The sequence below is a fragment of the Burkholderia sp. MS455 genome, from assembly GCF_016899445.1.
GTDB lineage: Bacteria > Pseudomonadota > Gammaproteobacteria > Burkholderiales > Burkholderiaceae > Burkholderia > Burkholderia pyrrocinia_C.
Map to the genome: position 1 here is coordinate 125,292 of NZ_CP041778.1, position 21,107 is coordinate 146,398.

19 protein-coding genes are annotated in these 21,107 nt (G+C 66.8%); 7 read left to right on the top strand and 12 right to left on the bottom strand.

What is annotated here, in order from left to right:
* Nucleotides 1-8 precede the first annotated feature (8 nt).
* Both dmeF and FPJ27_RS05010 read left to right on the top strand, forming a co-directional pair.
* Complete coding sequence (gene dmeF / locus FPJ27_RS05005) at nucleotides 9-1,283, top strand: CDF family Co(II)/Ni(II) efflux transporter DmeF (RefSeq protein ID WP_204422192.1); 1,275 nt, start codon at nucleotides 9-11, stop codon at nucleotides 1,281-1,283.
* Between the two features lie 2 nt (nucleotides 1,284-1,285).
* On the top strand, nucleotides 1,286-1,471 hold the full coding sequence (locus tag FPJ27_RS05010) for a DUF1289 domain-containing protein (RefSeq protein ID WP_175959801.1): 186 nt from the start codon (nucleotides 1,286-1,288) through the stop codon (nucleotides 1,469-1,471).
* A 150-nt stretch (nucleotides 1,472-1,621) separates the two neighbouring features.
* On the opposite strand, the gene FPJ27_RS05015 is transcribed toward FPJ27_RS05010, so the two are convergent.
* Genes FPJ27_RS05015 through FPJ27_RS05025 form a run of 3 tightly spaced genes read right to left on the bottom strand, consistent with a single transcriptional unit; the run spans nucleotide 1,622 to nucleotide 4,092 of the window.
* Nucleotides 1,622-2,356 carry a polysaccharide deacetylase family protein gene (locus FPJ27_RS05015; RefSeq protein ID WP_072438028.1) on the bottom strand — a complete coding sequence of 245 codons (735 nt, stop codon included), beginning with the start codon at nucleotides 2,354-2,356 and terminating at the stop codon, nucleotides 1,622-1,624.
* Nucleotides 2,357-2,380: 24 nt separating this feature from the next.
* Nucleotides 2,381-2,941 (bottom strand): hypothetical protein, encoded by a 561-nt coding sequence (locus FPJ27_RS05020; RefSeq protein ID WP_204422193.1) that lies wholly within the window; start codon nucleotides 2,939-2,941, stop codon nucleotides 2,381-2,383.
* A 5-nt stretch (nucleotides 2,942-2,946) separates the two neighbouring features.
* The gene (locus FPJ27_RS05025) at nucleotides 2,947-4,092 is read right to left on the bottom strand and encodes a glycosyltransferase (RefSeq protein WP_204422194.1); all 1,146 of its coding nucleotides are present in this window, start codon (nucleotides 4,090-4,092) and stop codon (nucleotides 2,947-2,949) included.
* A 517-nt stretch (nucleotides 4,093-4,609) separates the two neighbouring features.
* Between FPJ27_RS05025 and FPJ27_RS05030 the strand changes: the two genes are divergently transcribed.
* The 3 genes from FPJ27_RS05030 to FPJ27_RS05040 all read left to right on the top strand — a co-directional run bounded on the left by FPJ27_RS05030 (nucleotide 4,610) and on the right by FPJ27_RS05040 (nucleotide 9,559).
* Nucleotides 4,610-5,914 carry a dicarboxylate/amino acid:cation symporter gene (locus FPJ27_RS05030; RefSeq protein ID WP_204422195.1) on the top strand — a complete coding sequence of 435 codons (1,305 nt, stop codon included), beginning with the start codon at nucleotides 4,610-4,612 and terminating at the stop codon, nucleotides 5,912-5,914.
* 541 nt (nucleotides 5,915-6,455) lie between these two features.
* On the top strand, nucleotides 6,456-8,390 hold the full coding sequence (locus tag FPJ27_RS05035) for an SMP-30/gluconolactonase/LRE family protein (protein ID WP_072438031.1): 1,935 nt from the start codon (nucleotides 6,456-6,458) through the stop codon (nucleotides 8,388-8,390).
* Nucleotides 8,391-8,701: 311 nt separating this feature from the next.
* On the top strand, nucleotides 8,702-9,559 hold the full coding sequence (locus FPJ27_RS05040) for a peptidyl-prolyl cis-trans isomerase (protein WP_204422196.1): 858 nt from the start codon (nucleotides 8,702-8,704) through the stop codon (nucleotides 9,557-9,559).
* Nucleotides 9,560-9,581: 22 nt separating this feature from the next.
* Here FPJ27_RS05040 and FPJ27_RS05045 read toward each other — a convergent pair whose 3' ends face one another.
* Nucleotides 9,582-10,019: a GNAT family N-acetyltransferase gene (locus tag FPJ27_RS05045; protein WP_072438034.1), complete on the bottom strand. Its 438-nt coding sequence runs from the start codon at nucleotides 10,017-10,019 to the stop codon at nucleotides 9,582-9,584.
* 43 nt (nucleotides 10,020-10,062) lie between these two features.
* Entirely contained in the window at nucleotides 10,063-10,596 is a 534-nt protein-coding gene (locus tag FPJ27_RS05050) for a hypothetical protein (protein ID WP_204422197.1), read from the bottom strand.
* Nucleotides 10,597-10,949: 353 nt separating this feature from the next.
* Between FPJ27_RS05050 and FPJ27_RS05055 the strand changes: the two genes are divergently transcribed.
* Entirely contained in the window at nucleotides 10,950-12,242 is a 1,293-nt protein-coding gene (locus FPJ27_RS05055; protein WP_204422198.1) for an MASE1 domain-containing protein, read from the top strand.
* A gap of 13 nt (nucleotides 12,243-12,255) precedes the next feature.
* A complete protein-coding gene (locus FPJ27_RS05060; protein ID WP_072438039.1) occupies nucleotides 12,256-13,071 on the top strand; it encodes an alpha/beta fold hydrolase in 816 nt (271 codons plus the stop codon).
* Nucleotides 13,072-13,117: 46 nt separating this feature from the next.
* On the opposite strand, the gene FPJ27_RS05065 is transcribed toward FPJ27_RS05060, so the two are convergent.
* The 7 genes from FPJ27_RS05065 to FPJ27_RS05095 form a co-directional block, all read right to left on the bottom strand.
* A complete protein-coding gene (locus FPJ27_RS05065; RefSeq protein ID WP_204422199.1) occupies nucleotides 13,118-14,140 on the bottom strand; it encodes a MerR family transcriptional regulator in 1,023 nt (340 codons plus the stop codon).
* Between the two features lie 147 nt (nucleotides 14,141-14,287).
* A complete protein-coding gene (locus FPJ27_RS05070; RefSeq protein WP_204422200.1) occupies nucleotides 14,288-15,277 on the bottom strand; it encodes an amidohydrolase family protein in 990 nt (329 codons plus the stop codon).
* Between the two features lies 1 nt (nucleotide 15,278).
* Nucleotides 15,279-16,226, bottom strand: coding sequence for a YncE family protein (locus tag FPJ27_RS05075; protein ID WP_204422201.1), 948 nt, complete (start codon nucleotides 16,224-16,226; stop codon nucleotides 15,279-15,281).
* A gap of 50 nt (nucleotides 16,227-16,276) precedes the next feature.
* The gene (locus FPJ27_RS05080; RefSeq protein WP_204422202.1) at nucleotides 16,277-17,569 is read right to left on the bottom strand and encodes an MFS transporter; all 1,293 of its coding nucleotides are present in this window, start codon (nucleotides 17,567-17,569) and stop codon (nucleotides 16,277-16,279) included.
* Between the two features lie 196 nt (nucleotides 17,570-17,765).
* Entirely contained in the window at nucleotides 17,766-18,683 is a 918-nt protein-coding gene (locus FPJ27_RS05085; protein WP_204422203.1) for a dihydrodipicolinate synthase family protein, read from the bottom strand.
* A gap of 8 nt (nucleotides 18,684-18,691) precedes the next feature.
* Entirely contained in the window at nucleotides 18,692-19,864 is a 1,173-nt protein-coding gene (locus tag FPJ27_RS05090) for an L-rhamnonate dehydratase (protein ID WP_204422204.1), read from the bottom strand.
* Between the two features lie 59 nt (nucleotides 19,865-19,923).
* On the bottom strand, nucleotides 19,924-20,970 hold the full coding sequence (locus FPJ27_RS05095) for a 4-hydroxythreonine-4-phosphate dehydrogenase PdxA (RefSeq protein ID WP_204422205.1): 1,047 nt from the start codon (nucleotides 20,968-20,970) through the stop codon (nucleotides 19,924-19,926).
* Between the last annotated feature and the right edge of the window lie 137 nt (nucleotides 20,971-21,107).

Consider the following 21,107-nt stretch of genomic DNA (forward strand, 5'->3'; position numbering starts at 1 on the left):
GGGCAGGGATGAGCGACTTCAGGAACGACGCCTTCGGTGCAGGGCACGACCACATTTTTCTCGGCGCCGCACACGAACAGAACGAACGCAGGACCTGGATGGTCATCGCGCTGTGTGCGGCAATGATGGTGGCCGAGATCGTCGGCGGGTCGATTTTCGGCTCGCTGGCGCTCATCGCGGACGGGCTGCACATGTCGACGCACGCGGGAGCGATGATGATCGCCGCGCTTGCGTACACCTACGCGCGCCGGCATGCGAGCGACCCGCGATTCGTGTTCGGCACGGGCAAGCTCGGCGACCTGGCCGGCTTCACGAGCGCCATCGTGCTCGCGATGATCGCGCTGCTGATCGGCTATGAAGCGGTCGCGCGTCTGCTCGCGCCCGTTCCAATCCATTTCGACGAGGCCATTCCGATCGCGGTTGCCGGCCTGCTCGTCAACATCGCGAGCGTCTGGCTGCTGAGCGGCGATCATCATGGGCACGGTCATGGACATCACCACGGGCATGGGCACGACGATCACGACTATGACCACGATGAGGCGACGCACAAGGTCTTCGACCAAGGCGGCGCGTTCTTCGTGTCGATCTTCGAAGACGGCGTGCCGCCGGTGTTCCGGATCGCACCGGCGATCTCCGGCACGAAGCTCGGCGACGTCACGGCTGCATCGATCACGACGATTCGTCCGGACGGTACGCGGCAGGCGTTCGCGATGAGCGTGCGCGGTGCGTGCCTGGAGTCGGTCGAGAACATTCCCGAGCCGCATGAATTCAGGGCGATTGTCCGGTTGAACGGGCGCGAGCACGAACTCGCATTCGAGGAGCACGACCATGGCGCGTCCGCGGCGGCGGCGCGCGATCACAACATCCGGTCGGCCTACGTCCACGTGATCGCCGACGCGGCGGTCTCCGTGCTGACGATCGTCGGGCTGCTGCTCGCGCGCGCGTTCGGCTGGCTCTGGATGGACCCGCTGGCCGGCATCATCGGTGCGCTCGTGATCGCGAACTGGTCATACGGATTGATGCGCGACACCGGCGGCATCCTGCTCGACATGAGTGCGGACCGTCGGTTGGCGGACAACGTGCGCAGCGCAATCGAAGGCGGCGGCGACGCGATCAACGACCTGCACGTCTGGCGTCTCGGGCCGGGGCACATGAGCGCGGTCGTGTCGGTGGCGACGGACGACCCGAAGCGGGATTCGCGCTTCTATCACGGCGTGCTCCAGCGGTTCAAGGATCTGTCGCATGTCACCGTCGAAGTCGTGCCGGCGACGCGGAGGCAATAAGCATGGCGGTCAAATCGCCCTGCATCGACGTGTGCTCGTTCGACGGCAGAACGGGCTATTGCGTGGCGTGCCTGCGAACGCGGGACGAAGCGCGCGCGTGGAAGAAGATGACGGATCATCGGCGTCACCAGATCGTGAACGACCGGGGCCGGCGGCAGGCAAAGCTGGCACGGGAAACATCGGACTGATCGCGCACGCGCGGCAATCGCGGTGGCGACGGCCGCGATCCGGAAAACCTGGATTCGACAAAGGCATCGATCCGTGCGCCGGCATCGGCCGGATCGAATTCGGCGCCGACGCTTTACCATTTCGCCATGTCACAAGCGCTGTTCCCGGCGTTACCCGCGCTTGCGCACCCGCCACCGCGCACACTTGAACAGCAACCGAAGCGCACCGACACCGCCCGCTACCGGAATCCGCGGCAGCAGAAACGGATCGTCGGACGCGTCGGCGCACCCGCGCCGGGTCGTCGTCGCATTGCCGTACCCGGCGGCGATGACCTGATCGCGGACGCGCGCGTCCAGATCGCCGTACGGATAGCAGAACGATTCGACGCGCCGGCCGCTCAACGCTTCGAGCCGCCGCTTCGACTCGGTTACCTGAAGATCCGACACGTGCGCCGGCACGTGTGACAGCGCGACGTGATCGAGCGTATGCGAGCCGATTTCATGGCCGTGATCGTGCCACGCGAGCATGTCCTTGCACGTCATCAGCGGCGAGCGTGCGGTATCGGCGCCCGCATCCCAGTCGTTCTCGCCGCCGAACCGGCCGGCGACGAAATAGCAGGTCGCGGTGAACCCGAGCTCGTCCAGCACCGGCATCGCGTGCGTGAGCACGTTGAGAAAGCCGTCGTCGAACGAAATGCCGAAGACCTTTCCGCTGCGCTCCCCGCGCAGATACGGCTGCAGTTCGCGCACGCTCAGGCCGCGGTAGCCGAGCCGCCTGAACAGCGTCATCTGGCGGCGGAACGCGTCGGGCGCGACGCTCAGGCCGCGCAGCCGGTCGGGCGGCGGCGGCAGCGGGCGTATCTGGTGATACATCAGGATCGGATAGCGCGTGGCGGATAGAAGCATCGGCGGATCGTGACAAGGCAAGGGTTATGCGTCCTTGCGGAAAATCCGCAGGGTCTTGAAGTCGCCGACCTCGACGAAATCGGCATTCGCCGCCCATTGCTCGATGATCGGTTCGGCCTTCCGATAGGCCGACGAGCCCTTGTAGAACAGCAGGTGACCTTCGCGTGCGGTATGGCGGGCGAACAGGTCGAGCACTTCCGCGTCGGTCTTCGCGCCATAGCGGCTGTTCGTCTCGTCGCGGAATTCGCACAGGTGGAACAGCGTGACGACGTCGAACGACGGCAGCAGGTCCGAGTTGCTTGTATAGACGTCGCCGAAATACGTGAGGTAGGTCTTGCTGACTTCCGGCTGCCGCGTGACGAGATCGACATACGACTTGTATTCCTTCGGCGACGCCGTCACGCCGAAGACCGTGTTGTTCAGGTGAGGCCGCGCGCATGCCACGCCGACATGGTGGTGGCCGCCGGTGCCGAAGTGATAGATGCGGATGCCGTTGAGGCGAACGGATTCCAGCCACTCGACGAAGTGCACGTCGCACGGGCACTCCTGCGTCCGGAGGTCCCAATACTTCTTCCAGATATTCATGGCCATTACATGGACCTCAACGATGCCACCCAGCGATACGGGTTGTGTCGAATCGATTTCTGATAGACGGACATAGTCGCGTCGACGAATGTGTCGAACGAGAACTCGCGCTTGCCTTTCAGCCGCGCGCTGCGTCCCATCGCGCGGACGCAGCCGGGCTCGCGCACGATCGCGCGCAGGATCTCCCCGATCGCTTCGGGCTCGCGCGGCGGAACGACCCATCCGTCCACGCCCGGCTCGACGTTCTCGGGCAGCCCGCCCACGCGCGTCACGATCGCGGGGCAGCCCAGCGACATCGCTTCGCGGCACGCGTACGACAGGCTCTCGTGGTACGACAGCACGAACGACACGTCGATGATCGAGAACGGCGCGCATACGTCGTCGAGCCGTCCGGTGAATGCGATGCGCGACGTCATGCCGTGCCGCGCGATCTGCTCGCGCTGGTCGCAGGACGGCTCCGCACCGACCAGCAGCACGCGAAACCGCTCGCGCTCGTGCTCGGGCAGGCGGCCCAGTGCCGCGATCAGATCCATCCAGCCTTTTTCCGGCGCGGTGCCGGCGCTGCTGCCCAGCACGATCGCGTCCGCGCCGGACGGCCCGAACAGCGCGACCTTGCGGCGGCGAATCTCGTCGCCCGCCAGTCGTTCCGCGGCCTGCCTGCGCACGCCGTGCTTGACGACCGTGACGTTCCCGTACGGCGACCGGAGCGCGAGCATGCCCGCGACATAGTCGCTGACCGCGATGGTGTGGTCGGTCGCAAGCCGTGCACGCAGCAGGTTGCCGAAGCTGTCGGCGCGATACGTGTTGTGCTTGGTGAGCACGACCGCGGGCCGGTGCCGGCACCCGAGCAGCGCCAGCATCACCTGCCGGTGGTCGGCGGATCCGTTGACGTGAACGACGTCGAAGCGCTCGGCGACGATCCGCTGGCGCAGCCGGACAAGCTCCTGGCACAGCCGGTTCCAGCGCGGTTTGAATTCCATGTCGAAGATGGCCACGTCGGGGCTGTCCTTCAACAGCCGCGACAGGCGGCTTCCCTCCGGCGACGCGACGGTCACGCGGTGATGCCGGCTCATCGCGGCGGCGAGATCGCGGACGTAGGTATCCTGGCCGCCGCCATAGTCGCCGTGGAAGTTGGTGTACAGAATGTTCATCACGATGCCGATTTTTCCCGTTCATTCATTGGGAGGACTGCTTATCAAGAGAACGAATCGCCCTGTCTGGAACAATGGCTCGAACGCGATTGCGCATTGCCGCCCGGGCGTGACGGCAACGCGAATCATTTCCAAATATTACATAGGGGTTACGCGCGGTAGTGTCGAGGTCTGCGCATCTTTGTGCGAATGTGTCGCGATCGTCTTCCCGTGTCGTCGCGGGTCGGCGCGGGCGGCCTGTCCGTCGAGGTCGCGGCGCTCGACGGCCGCTCGCGCCGTTCGGCCGGATCGCGACAAAACCCCCCTTTCCGGCGGCCGCATGGACGCAGATCAACCGCCTTTTCTTTCAGATTTGAAAGCCGGCGCGCCATTTGCGTTAGAATGCCCCCCCCTGTCCGCCCTGGCGACCGCCGGAAGCGGGCCCGTCGCGCGCATGGCGACGTGAGTTCCGATTCGCAGCCGGACGCGAATGATTTTCCAGCCGTTAGAAGCACACGCTCTGTAATTTGGATTGCTAATGAATAAGAAGCACAACATTACCAGGTACATCGTCGTCGCGATGATTCTTGGTATCGCAGTGGGTTACGCGTGCCATAGCGCGTTTCCCGACCCGAAGATGGCCAAGGAAGTCGCCGGCTACGTGTCGTTGCTGTCCGACGTGTTCCTGCGATTGATCAAGATGATCATCGCGCCGCTGGTATTCGCGACGCTGACCGTCGGCATCGCGCAGATGGGCGACGGCGGCGCGGTGGGCCGCGTGGGCGTCAAGGCGTTCGGCTGGTTCTTCATCGCGTCGTTCACGTCGTTGCTGCTCGGCCTGCTGACCGCGACGATCCTGCAGCCGGGCAGCCACCTGAGCCTGCCGTTGCCGGCGTCCGACGCGGCCCTCAACCTGAAGACGGGCGCATTCACGCTGAAGGATTTCGTGGTCCACCTGGTGCCGAAATCGATCGCCGAGGCGATGGCGAACAACGAAATCCTGCAGATCGTCGTGTTCTCGATCTTCTTCGGCACCGCGCTGTCCGCGCTCGGCGAAGCGGGCAAGCGCCTGACCGGCGTGATCGACGATCTCGCGCAGGTGATGCTGAAGGTGACGGGCGCGGTGATGTGGTTCGCGCCCGTCGCGGTGTTCGCGGCGCTGGCGTCGACGATCACGACCGAAGGGCTCGGCATCCTGCTCACGTTCGCGAAATTCATGGCGAGCTTCTATCTGGCGCTCGCGCTGCTGTGGGGCGTGCTGACGCTCGCCGGCGTGACGTTCCTCGGCAAGCGCGCGTTCACGCTGATCCGGCTGATCCGCGAGCCGTTCCTGCTGTCGTTCGCGACGGCGAGCTCCGAGGCCGCGTATCCGAAGCTGCTGGATGCGCTCGACCGCTTCGGCGTGAACCGCAGGATCTCGAGCTTCGTGCTGCCGATCGGGTACTCGTTCAACCTCGACGGCTCGATGATGTACTGCACGTTTGCCGTGCTGTTCATCGCACAGGTGTACAGCATCCATCTGCCGCTGGGCACGCAGATCACGATGCTGCTGATGCTGATGGTGACGTCGAAGGGGATGGCGGGCGTGCCGCGCGCATCGCTGGTCGTGATCGCGGCGACGCTCAACCAGTTCAACATGCCCGAAGCGGGGCTGCTGCTGATCATGGGCGTCGACATGTTCCTCGACATGGGGCGCTCGGCCACCAACGCGGTCGGCAACTCGATCGCGGCTGCCGTGGTCGCGAAGTGGGAAGGGCAGCTCGACGCGCCGCGCGACGACGATGATCCGGACGGAGGGCGCGTCATGCAGGTGAAGGTGCCGGAGACGTCGGCATCGGCATGATGCGTGGCAACGCGGCGACGACGGCGCTTTGCCTGCTCCGCGATCAATGACAATCGCCGGCCTGGATTCGAAACGGATTCAGGCCGGCGATTTGTTCTTGGTGCAATGATTCCGCATTGCATGCGGTAGCTTTTTCCCGATTCGCCGGAGACGGCATTCGTGGTTTCAATCTTTCGTCGTTGAACCAGCTGCGATATTCCCGCGGGCGAACGGCCTGATTTCTCCGGGTTCGCTCATTCCCGATCGAGCGCGCAAGTGAACATTCACTGTCGCACCGCCGCGCCCGCTGTCGGGGTGCCCGGTTGCCACGGGCGATGCGATCGAAGCCGATTCGGCGAAAAGCGCCGTGGCACGGACGGTCCGCAATTTTTTTCGATTTATATAACGCTATTCTCGCCCTGCTCATTATCGAACGCATGCCGCACGTAATACCGACTGCGCCGGATGATTCAGCGGAACAATTTACGCATCGCGGATTTCAAGCCATCCGGCCGGCCGCCCCCTCATGTGAATGTTTGCCCCATTCAGGAGAGCATCAGTCATGGTCGCTGGAAAACGTATTCAGGCTGCGCTTCTTGCCGCCGCAATCGCCGCGATCGCGCCGGCCGCTCACGCAGGCAACACCACCGACTGGCTGGCGAACACATACGGCACGCTCGCGGCTCATGTCGGCAACGTCGCGCGTTCGATGTGGGTCGCGCCCGAAGGCGTCATCTACACGGCGTCGATGTGGGACGAAGATGAAGGCGGTGTCGCGATCTACCAGAACGGCAAGAGCGTCGGTTCGATGGGCACGCATTCGGAATTCCAGGGCAGCGCGATCACGGGCAACGCGACGTCGCTGTTCGTCGCGTTGCAGCCCGGCAAAACCTACGGCAGCGGCGCGGTCGGGCGGTACAACCGCGCCACGAAGTATCGCGACCGCGTGATCCAGATCAGCGCGGCGACCAACCAGCCGCGCATCGACGTCGTCACCGGGCTCGCGACGGCCGGCTCGCTGCTCTATGCGAGCGACTTCTACGGCAATCGCGTGCGCGTGTTCACCACCGACGGCGTCTGGCAGCGGGACATCAACGTGTCGGGGCCGGGCGCGCTCGCGGTGGATGGCGCGGGCAACGTGTGGGTCGCGCAGAAGAGCGCGGGTTCGGTCGTCGGCTTCAGCCCGGCCGGCGCGCTGCTGAACACGATCCGGCTGCCGGCCGGGTCGAAGCCGTCGGCGCTGTATTTCGATGCGGCGGCCGGGCAGCTCATGGTGGGCGACGAAGGCCCCGACATGAACGTCAAGCGCTATACCGTGTCGGGCCGGCCCGCGCTGGCCGGCACGTTCGGCGTGCGCGGCGGCTATCTCGACACGACGACGGGCATCAAGGGGCAGGTCGGCGCGAAACGCTTCACGCGCATCGCCGGGATCGGCAAAGACAGTGCCGGCAATCTCTATGTGCTCAACAACCCGTGGGGCGGAAGCTGGGATCTCGGCCGCAACGGCGCCACCGACATTCATGCGTACAGCAGCGCCGGCAGCCTGCGCTGGACGCTGCAGTCGCTGAACTTCGAAGGCATCGCCGCGCCGGACCCGGTCACGGACGGCGCGCTGTTCTATGGCGGCACGCACGTATATAGCGGCAGCGCGGGCGGCACGTTCGTCGCGAACACCGTCGATCCGTTCACGTACCCGTCGGATCCGCGCATCAACATGAGCGACACGCAGCGCGACGAGCATTTCGGGCTGCTCGCGTCCGTCGGCGCGAACCGGATCCTCGTCGCGGCGGGGCAGAATCCGCCAGTCTTCTATTTCTTCCATTTCAATGCGGCGAACGGCTATGTCGCGATTCCGGACGGATCGATTCCGGGCCCCGCGTTCAACACGACGCAGCGCGTCACGAGCGGGTTCAGCCTCGACAGCAAGGGCGGCGTGTGGGCCGGCCTCGACAAGACCGGCGCGATCTATCACTACCCGCTGACCGGTTTCGACGCGAGCGGCAAGCCGTCGTGGGGGGCGGGCGTCGCGACCCGCGTTCCCGCCAGCATCCAGCCGCTGACGCGCATCGTCTACCTCGCGGACAGCGACACGATGGTGCTCGCGCAGGGCGCGGTCGGGACCAACGACTGGACGTCGATCGGCACGCGCATCGAGGTGTATCACGGCTGGAGCGCGGGCAACACGACGAAGCCGGATCCGGTGATCACGCTGCCGCACAGCGGCGCGAAATCGATCGACGCGGCCGGCAACCATCTGTTCGTCGGCTACTGGTTCAGCAGCAGCGGGCCGCTGTGGCCGAACGTCGACGCGTTCAACCTCACCACCGGCAACCTCGACACCACGCTGGTCAACACGAGCCCCGCGACCGTCGATACCAGCAGCGCGATCGATGCGATGTACAGCATTCGCGCGTACCGCCGGTCGAACGGCGAGTATGTGGTGATGAAGAACAACGTGAAGGGGAACAGCATCACCGTGTATCGATGGACGCCTTGACGGCGGTGCGGCCGGTGCCGGTGAAGCGTGCCGGTCGCCGCTTCGACTGGCGGCCGGGCCCGCGAAGCAACGATCGTATTCGACGTCTACGATGAACGGCGCGCGCAACGCGCGCTTCGCCGCCTTGTGCGGCCGCCCCCGACCTCCCGACGCGCAAACGCGGTTCCGTGCACAATGACAGCGGCACGGGCGGAGGCTGCCTGTGCTCGTGATGTCGAACCTGAATGAACGGTTGCGCCGATGTGCTGCTGCGTCGGCGAATCTGCGCGGCAGCCCCATGCCGCGTTCCTTGAGCACGAAGCGATCAAACGATGAAGATGAAAACGACACCGAGCCGGCTGTTGCTGATTGCCGCGCTGGCGGGCGTGCTGAGCGGTCCTGCCCTCGCCCAGACGGCGGCTGCGTCGCAGCCGTCCGGCGCGACGGCAACCGTCGCGACCGTCAACGGCACGGCGATCACGCAGGCGGACGTCGATGCGGTGCTGCGCGCGTCGGGGCAGCCCGACTCGCCGCAGATCCGCGACGCGATCAAGCAGCAACTGATCACGCGCGTGCTGGTTCAGCAGGCCGCGGAGAAAGCGAACTACGCGGACAAGCCCGAGGTCAAGGCGGCGATCCAGCAGGCGAAGACGAATGCCGAGGTGCAACTGTACGTGCGCGACAACGTGAAGCCCGAGCCGGTGACCGACGAGCAGGTCAAGGCGCGCTACGACGCGCTCGTCGCGGCGCTCGGCAAGAACGAGTACAAGCCGCGGCTGATCGTCGTCAGGGATCCGGCGACGGCCGCGACCGTGCTGAGCGAGCTGAAGTCGGGCAAGTCGTTCGACGGGCTGGCGCGCCAGTACAGCATGGCGCCGAGCCGCGATGCCGGCGGCGAGCTGCCGTGGGTGAGCTTCAATACGCCGGCGGCGGAAGGCAAGACGGGCGGATTGCCGCTGCCGATCGCGCAGGCGCTCGAGAAACTGACGGTGGGCGCAGCGACGAAGGATTCGATCCCGGTCGATGGCGTGCGGGCCATCGTGAAGCTGGATGCGAAGCGGCCGACGCAGGTGCCGGGCTTCGAGACGGCGAAGCCGGTGCTTCAGCAGCAATTGCAGGCGATTGCGGTCGAGAAGGCGAGTGCGCAGATGGTCGGCAAGTTGCTGAAGGACGCGAAGATCACGCAATAGCGCGGCGTCGATATGTGACGCGTCACGCGCGCCAGACGAGGCTCGCACTCGTTTCCGTTTCCGATGCGGGCCGGAAGCCGAGCCGTTCGTAGAGGCGCCGCGCCGGATTGCCGTGCAGCACGCTGAGCGATACGCACACGTTCTCGCGTGCCGCATCGGTCAGCAGTTCGCGCAGCACGGCTTCGCCGATGCCCCGGCCCTGGCGGGCAGGGAGGATCTGGATCTGATGGACGTGCCATTCGCCGGCGGAGCGCGTCACCTTCAGCAAGCCGATTGCATCGGCGCCTTCGCAGACGATCATCGCGTCTTCGAAGTGCGCGCGGATGCGCCGGTCGTGCGCTTCGTCGTCGGTCGGCGCGCCGACCCGTTGCAGATGCTCCGTCATCGTGAGCCGGCGGAGGGTCTGCAGGAAGGGGAGGTCGGCCAAGGAGGCAGGACGCAGATCGATCGCCGGTTTCATGAGGGATGACGGGTTGTGTTGGGAGCGTGGCCTTCGACGCGGATCAACGGCCGGGCAACTGAATCTGCAGGCCGGCCGGGCGATGTTCGAGGACATCCGTGACCTCGTATTCGGTTTTTGCGCCGTCCGAGGTTTGCCACTGCTGCATCCGCACTTGCTGGATCTCGCGCCCGCGCAGCCATTTGAGGACGGCGAAGAGCCCCTTTCTTGCCCGGGGCGCGGCGATGCCGAGCGCGGTCAGGATCGTGACCGCATTGGCGAGCGCCGTGCCTTCGTTGCCGCTCAGCATGTCGCGCATGCGGCCGAGCAGCGATGTCGCGAGCGTGAAGTCGACGCCGAAGCTGCCGGTCTTGAAGCTGCCGCGCACGTTCACCTGCGGCCGAACCTGATCGCCGCACAGCGCGCGGGTCGACGCGTCGAGCAAATCGCCGATTGCAAGCAATGCGGGTGCAAGTTCGCGCACGTCCATCTCGGACGATTCGAGCGCGGGCCCGTCGTACGTGACGCGAAATCTGCTCATTGCATCAAAGGGGCCGATATCGGCCGTGCCGGTACGGTTTCCATTGGGTGCGGTCATCCGGAATGTTGGCTGGAGACGTGGACGATACCTGAAACGAACGCTTTCGGATGCCTTTCATGTCAGTCGTGATCGACCGGCTGCGCGCGATTTTGGCCGTCCGGCCAAGACGACACGCTGACCTGTCCTGATAGCGTCCGGCAAACGACGAACTTTTCCGATACTTTGCCGGTCACAAGCGCCGACTTGCGGGGTACCGCCGGCCGATCGATGCGCTTCCGGCTCCGGTATTCCCCCGTCCGCTCCCGCCGCATATCATGCGCACATCGCGTACGCGCCGGTGGCCGGCGCGCCTGCCGTTGACAACGCGGCCGGCGCGCTCGCCCGCACGGCGCAGCACACAGGAATCCTCGATGGACACCAAACGTTCCCGCCCGGGGCTCGTCGCCGCGCTGCTCTGGGCGGTGCTGTATCTCGCGACCGGCTACATCTCGCACGAGTTCAACGGCCCCGTCCGGCTGACGGGCTATATCTGGCTGCCGGCCGGCGTGACGGTCGGCGCGTTCATGTTGCGGCCGTTGCGCGAATGGCTGACGCTGGCCGGCGCGTTCCTCGTCGCGCAGCTCGCGCTGACCGGCATCGAACACGGCAGCCTGGTCAACGCGGTGCTGTTCACGGTCGACGAAGTCGGCGCGGCCGCGCTCGCGGTGTGGCTCGTTCAGCGCGTGCGCTTCTCGCTCGAAGGGCTGTATTTCCTGCGCTCGGTGATCCTCGCCGGGCTGATCGCGGGCGTCGTCGGCGCGATCGGCGGCGCGGCGTGGTACGCGACGCTCAAGGACGCGTCGTTCTTCGACGTGTGGTTCGTGTGGGCAGCTTCCGATTTCGTCGGCGTGCTGCTGGTCACGCCGGTGCTCGCGTCGTGGTCGCGCTTCCGCGCGCACCGTTCGGGCGATCACGAGCGCTTCGACCTGATGCTCGGCGTCGTCGCGTTCGTGCTGCTCGCGATCGTCGCGCTCGTGATCTTCGACGGCGACACGTCGCAGAAATTCGGTACGGGCGCCGGCTTCGCGTTCACGTATGTCCCGCTGTTCCTGACCGTCGCGGTGACGCTGCTGCTCGGCGGCCGCGCGGGTTCGTCGTCGGTGCTGATACTTGCGTTGATCGTGATCGAGCAGACCGCGCAGGGCGACGGCCCGTTCGCATCGTTCCACGAGCACTACGGCAGTTCGCTGCTCGAGGCGCAGCTCTATCTGGCGGTCGCGTCGCTGCTGGTGCTGACGGTGAGCACGCTGAAGACGACGCGCGAACGCGTGCACGAGCATGCGGCGGTGCTGCAGAACAACATGGAGCTCGCGCTCGCGAGCGCCGGCCAGATCGCGTACGTGCTCGATCCGGAGTCGGGCCGGATCGAGTGGAGCGGCGACGTCGAGCGCGTGTTCGGCGTCGGCGTCGAACACGCGCAGATAGCGAGCGTGCCGCTCGTGCTCGAACGCGTGCAGCCGGGCGACCGCGCTGCACTGAGCGACTACTGGAATGCGGAGATCGCGGGCGAGGATCGCGCGTCGCTGTCGCTGCGTGTCGTGCAGCGCGACGGCGGCACGCAGACGATCACCGATCACGGCGCGCCGCTGCTCGATTCGAACGTCGACGTGACAGTAGTCGCAGGCGTCTGGCAGATCGAGCGTGTGTGGCCGGCGGACGAATGAGCGGACGCGCGTCATGACAGGCCGCACGGGCGTCCTGCTGATCCACGGGCTCGGCGGCACGCAATACGATCTCGGTTCGCTGCACAAGGCGATGCGGCGCGCGGGCGGCGACACGCACATGATCACGCTACCGGGGCACGGCACGCGCCCCGAGGATCTGATCGGCGTGCGCGCTGAGACGTGGCTCGACGCGGTGACCGAGCAGTATCGCGCGCTGGAACGCGAGTACGACACGCTGCATGTCGTGGGCATGTGCATGGGCGCGCTGGTCGCGCTGCTGCTGTGCCGCCGCGTGCAGCATGCGCGCGGCCGGCTCGCGTTGCTGGCCACGCCGGTGTTCATCGACGGATGGTCGACGCCGTGGTATCGGTCGCTGCGGCATGTGCTGTATCGCGTGCCGGGTGTGGCCGAGCGGATGCGCGTCGAGGAGGGCGAGCCGTTCGGCATCAAGAACGCGACGATCCGCGCGATCGTGAAGAAGAAGTTCGAGCGGCAGGACGGTTTCCACTATGCGTGGGTGCCGCTCGCGTGCGTGCGGCAGGTCGACCGGATGCGCGACTGGGCGCTCGAGGCCGCGGCCGATACGCGATGCCCGACGCTCGTGCTGCATGCGCGCGAGGACGAGCTGACGAGCCTGCGCTCGGCCGATTTCCTGCTGGAGAAGATGCCCGACGCGCGCGGGATCGTGCTGGAGAACAGCTACCACATGATCTGCGCGGACAACGATCGCGACGACGTCGCGCGGCACGTGCTCGAATTCTTCGGGTTCGATCCGGGGTGCGCGGTGAGTCCGGCGATGGCGCGCAGGATGGGGCGGCTGGAGTCGTGACGGTCGATGTGCCGGCCTGTTGCCGGCACCAGGAACCGATGACGGCTTACGCCACTTCCGGCCGACGCGCGATCCGCTCGCGGATCTCGGGCGACGCAAGGCACGTGGCAACCGCTTCGTAGCCGGGGGCACCCGGGTAAGGCGCCACGCGCGAAGGCGGGCTGTGATTGGCCGGGCACAGGATGATCGATTCGTTCGGCCCGACCGCCGACAGATCGAGGATCGCCGACGAGCGCGTCAGCAGGAACAGCGGCCGCATCCCGGCGGTTGCGCGTTCGCGCAGATGGGCGATCAACGCCTGTTGCGTGGGCCGGTAGAGATCCTGTTCGATCATGTCCACGACCAGCGCGCGCGGGCCATCCGCTTCGAGACTGACGAGCAGCGCAGTCAACGCTGCCGACGGCGTCGCGCCGTTGCGGGCAAGCGCGGCCGATGCGCGGTCGACGCGCGACTTCAGTTCCGGATCGACGCGCAACGCATCGCATGCGGCAGCGCCATCGTGTTCCAGCCGATCGAGGCCGACGAACGCGGCGCCGGGCAGCGCGTCGGCCAGCCGAAGCGCCAGCCGCGTCTTGCCGCTTCCCAGCGAGCCGATGATGTAGTTCAACGGCCGGATATCGCGACACTCGAACCACTCGCCGCCCCACGGCCACGGCAGGCTGAACGCGACGCCGGCGCCGGTATCGTCGAGCAGCCGCGCCAGTTCGCCGTCGGCCGGCATCCGGCCGCGCGCAAGGCCGGCACGGATCGCGCGCACGCTGTCGATCTTGCGCACGAGATCCTGAATGCCGTGCTCAAGCACTGCTTCGTGAGCGGCCAGCGCGCCGTCCAGGCCGCGTGCATCGCCATCGAGCACGCTCGCCACCTGTGCCAGACTGAGGCCGAGCGCTCGCAGCGCCGCGATGTCGGCCGCGCGTGCGAGGTCGTCCGGGCCGTAGGCACGGTATCCGGCAGGCGTTCGCTCCGGTGTCACGAGGCCGTGCTGTTCGTACAGCCGCAACGCCTTGACCGATACGCCGAGCTGCGCGGCTGCCGCCGATGCGCTCAAACGGGGCGTGGACGTACCCATCCGTCACCTCTCTCTGCTGTCGATTCGTTGTGGACAGCATAAAGGCGACCCCAAGGGCCGGGTCAAGCACGATTACGGGCGAAGGGGCGAATACGCGACCGGGCGGATGCCCGATCGACGAGATGGGGAAAGGCGCGGAAAGCGGCGTTATCCGCGAGCCGGCCGGGATGGCCCATCGAGCGCAATCCGGTAAACGCGCACCGCGTTGTCATGCCAGATCGCGCGGCGTGCCGCGTCGTCGAGGTTCGCCATCGCGCGGGCGAACGTGCGCAGCAGCGCGGGATAGGACACGCGCAGGCCGGCCACCGGGAAGTTGCTGGCGAACAGGCAGCGTTCCCAGCCGAAGATCGCGATCGTGTCGCGAATGATCCGCGCGTTGTCCGCGTCGTTCCACGCGGCGTCGCGCAAGCCGAGTTCGGAAATCTTCACGGCCACGCGCGGCGATGCCGCAAGCGCTTCCATGCCGCGGCGCCAGCGCGCGAGCCCTGCGTCCGAACGATCCCACGGCAGCCCGGCATGTTCGAGCACGACGTCGACAGCGGGTGCGTCGGCGAGCAGCGCGGCCGCGTCGCCGAGATGCCAGAACGGCACGCGCAGATCCCAGCACAGGCCGTGCACGGCGACGCGTTCCAGCGCGGCCGGCCAGCGCGGATCGTGCAGCGTGCCGGGCCCGTCGACGGGCGTATCCGGCGACGATGCGGTGCGCGGCTTGAAGCGTATGACGCGCACGCGCGGCCACGCGGCTTGTTCGGCGAGCCGTTCGTCCGCATCGCCGGCCAGCAGGTCGACCCACGCGACGACTGCCGACGGCAGCCCGTGCGCCGCCGCGACTTCGTGCAGCCAGCGCGTTTCCGCCAGCGCTTCGTCGCGTGCGCGTTCGGCCTCGACGTGCACGCTGGCGACGATCGGCGCGCGTTGCGCCGCGTGCCGGAAATCGTCCACGCCGAAATCGCGGCACAGCGCCGCGTAATCGCCGAACATGAAGCGCGCCGGATCGTAGTGCGTCTGCAGCCACGGATAGTGCGCGCCCGCATCGAGCTTCCACAGGTGGTGATGCGCATCGACGAGCGCATCCGGCATGCCGTCGGGCGGCGACTCTTCGGGCGCCGATCCGTCGGGCGGCGCTCCGTCGCGCATGTCAGCGCGCTCCCGCGAGCACGTACGACGCATCGGGCTCGCGCAGCGTCGCCAGCGCGCCGACGAAACGCCAGGTTTCGAGATCGAGTTCGCGCACGTAGTCGTCCTGGAACGATACGTAGGCGACGCGCCGCGACGGATGGAACGACAGTGCGGTCGGGTTCGCGGGCAGCGCGATGCGTTCGATTTCCTCGAGCTGGCGTGCATCGAACACGGAGATCGATCGTTCGCCCGAGTTGGTCAGCAGCAGCAGGTCGCGGCCGTCCGGCGCGCTGGTCCGGTAGATGCGGTTCGGATCGCTGCGCGTCTTCACGCGGCGGCCGCAGGTCATCGTCTCCGTGTCGATCTCGACGAGCGTGTCGTCGCCGCGATTCGCGACGAACAGCGTGCGCTCGTCGGCCGACAGCGCATTGCCTTCGGGGCGCGGGCCGGGCATCACCGCGCGCGGCGCGACCGTCGCGTCGCGCGGATGGAACTGCGTGACCGTGTTCGACAGCAGGTGCACGCCGTACGCGCGGCTCGCGTCGCGCGTGAGCGTCACGAGGTGCGTCTTCACGCCGCCGGACGGCACGGCCATGTTCGGCACCGGCTGCCGGGTCGGCTCGTCGAACACGAGCAGCATGTCGTGCGCCTCGCTCATCGCGTACAACCGGCCGTCGCGGTCGCTCGCCATGCCGTGTGGCCGGTAGTACGGCCACAGGTCGAGCATGCGCGTGTGCGTGCGCTCGACCAGGTCGATCTCGGCGATCCGGTGGTCGCCTTCATGGCCGCGCGACCACGCGGTCTCGATCCCGAAGATACCGACATACGCGTAGCGGTCGTTCGCGTCGACGGTGAACTCGTGCGGGAAGTTCGGCAGCACGATGTGCTTGAGCGCGGCTTTCGTGTCGAGATCGTAGAAACTGAAGGTATGGGCGCATTTCTGCACCAGCAGCAGGATGTCGTTCAAGGTGTGTCTCCGTAATTTCGTTCGCGGGCCTGCATGTCAGGTATCCCGTATCAGTCCTCGCAGCGCTTCGGCAGCGTCAGCGCGAGCAGGCCGGCCACCGCGAGCGTGACCGCCAGGCTGTACACACCGGCCGCCGAGCTCACGTGCTGGGTCAGCACGCCGACCGCGTACGGGCCGCAGAATCCGCCGAGATTGCCAAGTGCATTGATCAGGCCGCGCGCGCTGCCGGCCGTCTCGACGCTGCACAGCTTCGGCGGAATCGCCCAGAACACGCCGGCGGCCGCCTGCAGGAAGAAGCCGCAGCCGATCAGGAACGCGAACGACACGGCCATCGACGCGTGCGTGAGCACCGACAGCGCGAGGCACGCGGCGAAGCCGACGAGCGGCAGCAGCACGAACAGGCGTCGTTTGCCGGTTCGGTCAGACAAATACGACGTGACGAACATCCCGATCACCATCGCGACATACGGCAGCATCGCGAGCAGGCCGACCTTTCCCATCCCGCCGTGCGTGAGGTTCTTCAGCAGCGTCGGCAACCACATCGTATAGCCGTAGATACCGACCTGATAGCAGAAGTTGATTGCGATGAGCAGCCAGATCGTCGGGTTGCGCAGCATCTCGCCGAACGATGCAGCGGCCGGCGTGCCGGCCGCGCGCTTGCGTTCCTGCTCGTCGCGCAGCGCGTCGAGGATGTACGCCTTCTCGCGCGGCGACACCCAGCGCGCGGTTTCCGGGCCGTCGTCGGCGAGCAGCATCCACGCGACCAGGCACAGCAGCGACAGTGCGCCCGCGCTGTAGAACAGGTGACGCCAGTCGTACGCGGCGAGGATGAAGCCGGACAGCGGCGCGGTGATCATGCCGGCGAGCGGCACGAACATGATGACCATCGCATTCGCGCGGCCGCGTTCGCGGTCGGGGAACCAGTGGCTGACCATCGTGAGCACGACGGGCAGCATGCCGCCCTCGGCCACGCCGAGCAGGAAGCGCAGCGCCAGCAACTGCCAGGTGTGCGTGACGAGCCCGGTCAGCACCGACAGCACGGCCCAGCTCACGAGCGACCATGCGATGAACTTCTTGCCGCTGCCGAGCGCCGCGCGGCGGCCGCCGGGAATCTGCAGGAACAGGTAGCCGAAGAAGAAGATGCCGCCGGCGAGACCGGCCATCGTCGCGTCCATGCCGAGCTCGGCGTTCATCCCGCCGGGCATCGCGAACGCGATGTTCACGCGATCCATGTAGGAAATGATGCAGGCGAGCAGCAGCGGCGGAATCACGCGCAGCCAGCGGCGGCGCGGAATGGCTTCGCCGGCTTCGTATGCCGGGGTGGCCGGGGTCAACGAATTCATGATGTCTCCAATATTGTCGATCTGCGGCAGCGATCTTCTGATGGACCGCCGTCACGCCGTGACGAATCCGCACGGGGCTAACCGCCGATGCGCAACGCATGTACGCATTCCCCATCGGCGCGAACGTCTGTCCGGCCGCGCGGCGTGCGCCCCGCGGGCTGGAGCCGTGAAGCGCACACCGCATGCACCCGAACGTCTAATGCCCCCAGCGCAGCACGAGCGGGTCGAGCCGGCGCGCGACGTCGAGCAGCCCGGCCCGCACCTGCGGATGCAATTCCGGCCACGGCGCGCGCGGCCGGTCGCACGCGATCACACCGCCTTCCAGCATCAGCGCCTTCGCGGTCAGAAAGCCCGACTGGCGGTTCTCGTAGTTGATCAGCGGCAGCCAGCGCGCGTACTGCTCGCACGCTTCGTCGCGGCGCCCGGCGAAATACGCGTCGGTGATCCGGCGAATCCCGTCCGGATAACCGCCGCCCGTCATCGCGCCGGTCGCGCCGGCATCGAGATCGGCGAGCAGCGTGATGCCTTCCTCGCCGTCCCACGGCCCCTCGATCGCGTCGCCGCCGAGCGCGATCAGCTCGCGCAGCTTCGACGCGGCACCGGCCGTCTCGATCTTGAAGTACGACACGGCATCGATCTCGCGCGCGAGTGTCACGAGGAACGACGCGGACAGCGCAACGCCGCTTGCGGGCGCGTCCTGGATCATCAGCGGGATGTCGAGGCCGTCGCTTACCTCGTGGAAGAACGCGCGGATCGATGCCTCCGGCACGCGAAACGTCGCGCCGTGGTACGGCGGCATCACCATCACCATCGCCGCCCCCAGCGCCTGCGCGTGCCGGTTGCGCTCCGCGCAGATCCGCGCGCTGAAGTGCGACGTCGTGACGATCACCGGCACGCGGCCCGCGACGTGCTCGAGCGTGGTGCGCGTGATCAGGTCGCGTTCGTCGTCGCCGAGCGCGAACTGCTCGGAGTAGTTCGCGTGGATGCAGAGGCCCTGCGAACCGGCATCGATCATGAAGTCGAGGCAGCGGCGCTGGCCGTCGAGATCGAGCGCGCCGTGCGCGTCGAAGATCGTCGGCGCGACCGGAAAGACGCCCTGGTAGCGTGCGTTCATGGTCGGCCTCACTCGACGATGTCGAACTGGTCGAGGAATTCGGTCTTCAACGTGAGGCCGAGGCCCGGCACGTCGTCGCGCAGTTGCAGGAAACCGTTTTCGGCCACCGGCTCGCCGTCGAAGATGTAATAGAACAGCTCGTTGCCGACCTCGACGTCGAACATCGGGAAGTACTCGCTCATCGGCGACGCGAGCGTGCTCATCGTCAGGTGATAGTTGTGCATCTGGCCCGCATGCGGAATCACCGGCACGCTGTACGCCTCGCACAGCGCGTTGATCTTGTGCGCCATCGTGATCCCGCCGACGCGGTTCGTGTCGTACTGGACGACCGACACGGCCTTGCGGTCGAGCAACTGCTTGAAGCCGTACAGCGAGAACTCGTGCTCGCCGCCGGAGATCGGAATGCGCGTCAACTGGTTCAGCTCCGCGTAACCGTCGATGTCGTCGGCGATCACCGGTTCCTCGAGCCAGCGCGGCTGGTATTTCTCGAGCTTCGGCAGGATGCGCTTCGCATACTCGAGATTCCAGCCCATGTAGCACTCGAGCATCAGGTCGTTGTCGTAGCCGATCACCTCGCGGATCGCCGCGACCGACTTCAGGTTCTCGACCACCCCCTGCTGCCCGTGCGCCGGCCCGTAGCCGAAGCGCATCTTGAACGCGCGGAAACCTTCCTTCATATAGTGCTGCGCCTCGTCCTGCATCGCCTTCAGGTCAGTGCGGTAGAGCTTCGAGTAGTAGCAGGGGATCTTTTCCTTGGCGCGGCCGCCGAGCAGCTTGAACACCGGCTTGCCGACGCTCTTGCCGAGGATGTCCCAGATCGCGATGTCGACCGCCGAGATCGCCGCCATGCCGATGCCCTTGCGGCCCCACGCGTGGGTGGCGCGATACATCCGCTGGTTCAGGTATTCGTAGTCCCACGGATCCTGGCCGATCACGAGCGGCGCGAGGTACTGGTCGATGATGACCTTCGCGACGAGCGGCGCGAGCGCGACGTTGCCGAGGCCGACGATGCCGTCGTCGGTCTCGACTTCGACGACCGTCCACGAATGGAAGCGGAACGTGCTCATCGTTTCCTGCGGCGCGTACAGCAGGTCCATCGCATTCGAGCAGAAGTTGCCCTGCGGCGGGACGGTCTTGCCCTTCCACTGGAATACGCGTGCGCGCACGGACCGGATTTTCATGATGGTGTCTCCGAGAATCGATGTTGTCGTGTGTGAAAGGCGGGCGGCCGGCGCGGCCGTCACGCCGGAACAGCGGGGGTGCGGCGCGCGGCGCCCATCCGGCACGCGATCTGCAGTGCCTGCCAGGTCGCACCGACGTCGGCCGTGCCGCGGCCCGCGATGTCGTACGCGGTGCCGTGCGCGGGCGTCGTGATCGGCACGGGCAGCCCGCCCTGCACGGTCACGCCGCGCGAGAAGCCGAGCAGCTTGATCGCGATCTGCCCCTGGTCGTGGTACATCGTGACGATCGCCTGATAGTCGCCGGCCTGCGCCTTCAGGAAGATCGTGTCGGCGGGGAACGGGCCGTGGAACGGCTCGTCGGTCGGCCAGTCGCGCGACTGCAGCTTGCGCACCGCGGGCTCGATGATGTCGACTTCCTCGCGGCCGCAACTGCCGCCGTCGCCGCCGTGCGGGTTGAACGCGGCGATCGCGACCTTCGGCGCGGCGACGCCGTTCGCGAGCAGCGACCGGTAGATCAGTTCGGATGCCTGTTCGATCCGCTCGATGCTCAGGCAGCCCGCCGCGTCCTTCAGCGGGATATGCGACGAGATGCGCGCGGTCCACAGTTCGCCGAGCGTGTTGAATTCGCAGAAATAGCCGGTCACGCCGAGCGCTTCGGCGAAGTGGTGCAGTTCGTCGTCGTGCTTCAGCCCGCCGAGCTTCATCGCGTACTTGTTCAGCGGCGCGAAGCAGATCGCGTCGATGTCGCCGGCGAGTGCGGCTTCCAGGCATTGATCGAGCACGGCGAGCGTCGAACGGCCGCCGGCCGCGCCGGCGTGGCCGACGGTGACCTGTGCGGGATCGACCGTATCGACTTCGACGAACGCGGCGCGCGCGGTTGACGGCCGTCCGCGCACCGTGGCTAGCGATGCGACGGGTTCGACGTCGATCTGCACGCCGGCGACGCGCTGGCCGGCTTCCCACAGCCAGCGATCGCCGATCAGCACGAGATTCGCGTGCGCCGTCGCGTCGGGCCGCGCGAGCAGTTTCGCGATCAGTTCGGCGCCGATGCCGGCGGGGTCGCCGAGCGTCAGCGCGACGACGGGCAGGGGGGCGGCGGTCGTCATGCGGCGTCTCCTTGGCGGGCCGCGCGTCGGGCGGCGGTCGGTTTCGTGTTCATGCTGCGTCTCCGGTGGCGGCGCGTGGCCGTTCGTGTATGGGGTTCATGCTAGGTAGACGGAATGAGTCGGTAAATTGAAAACTC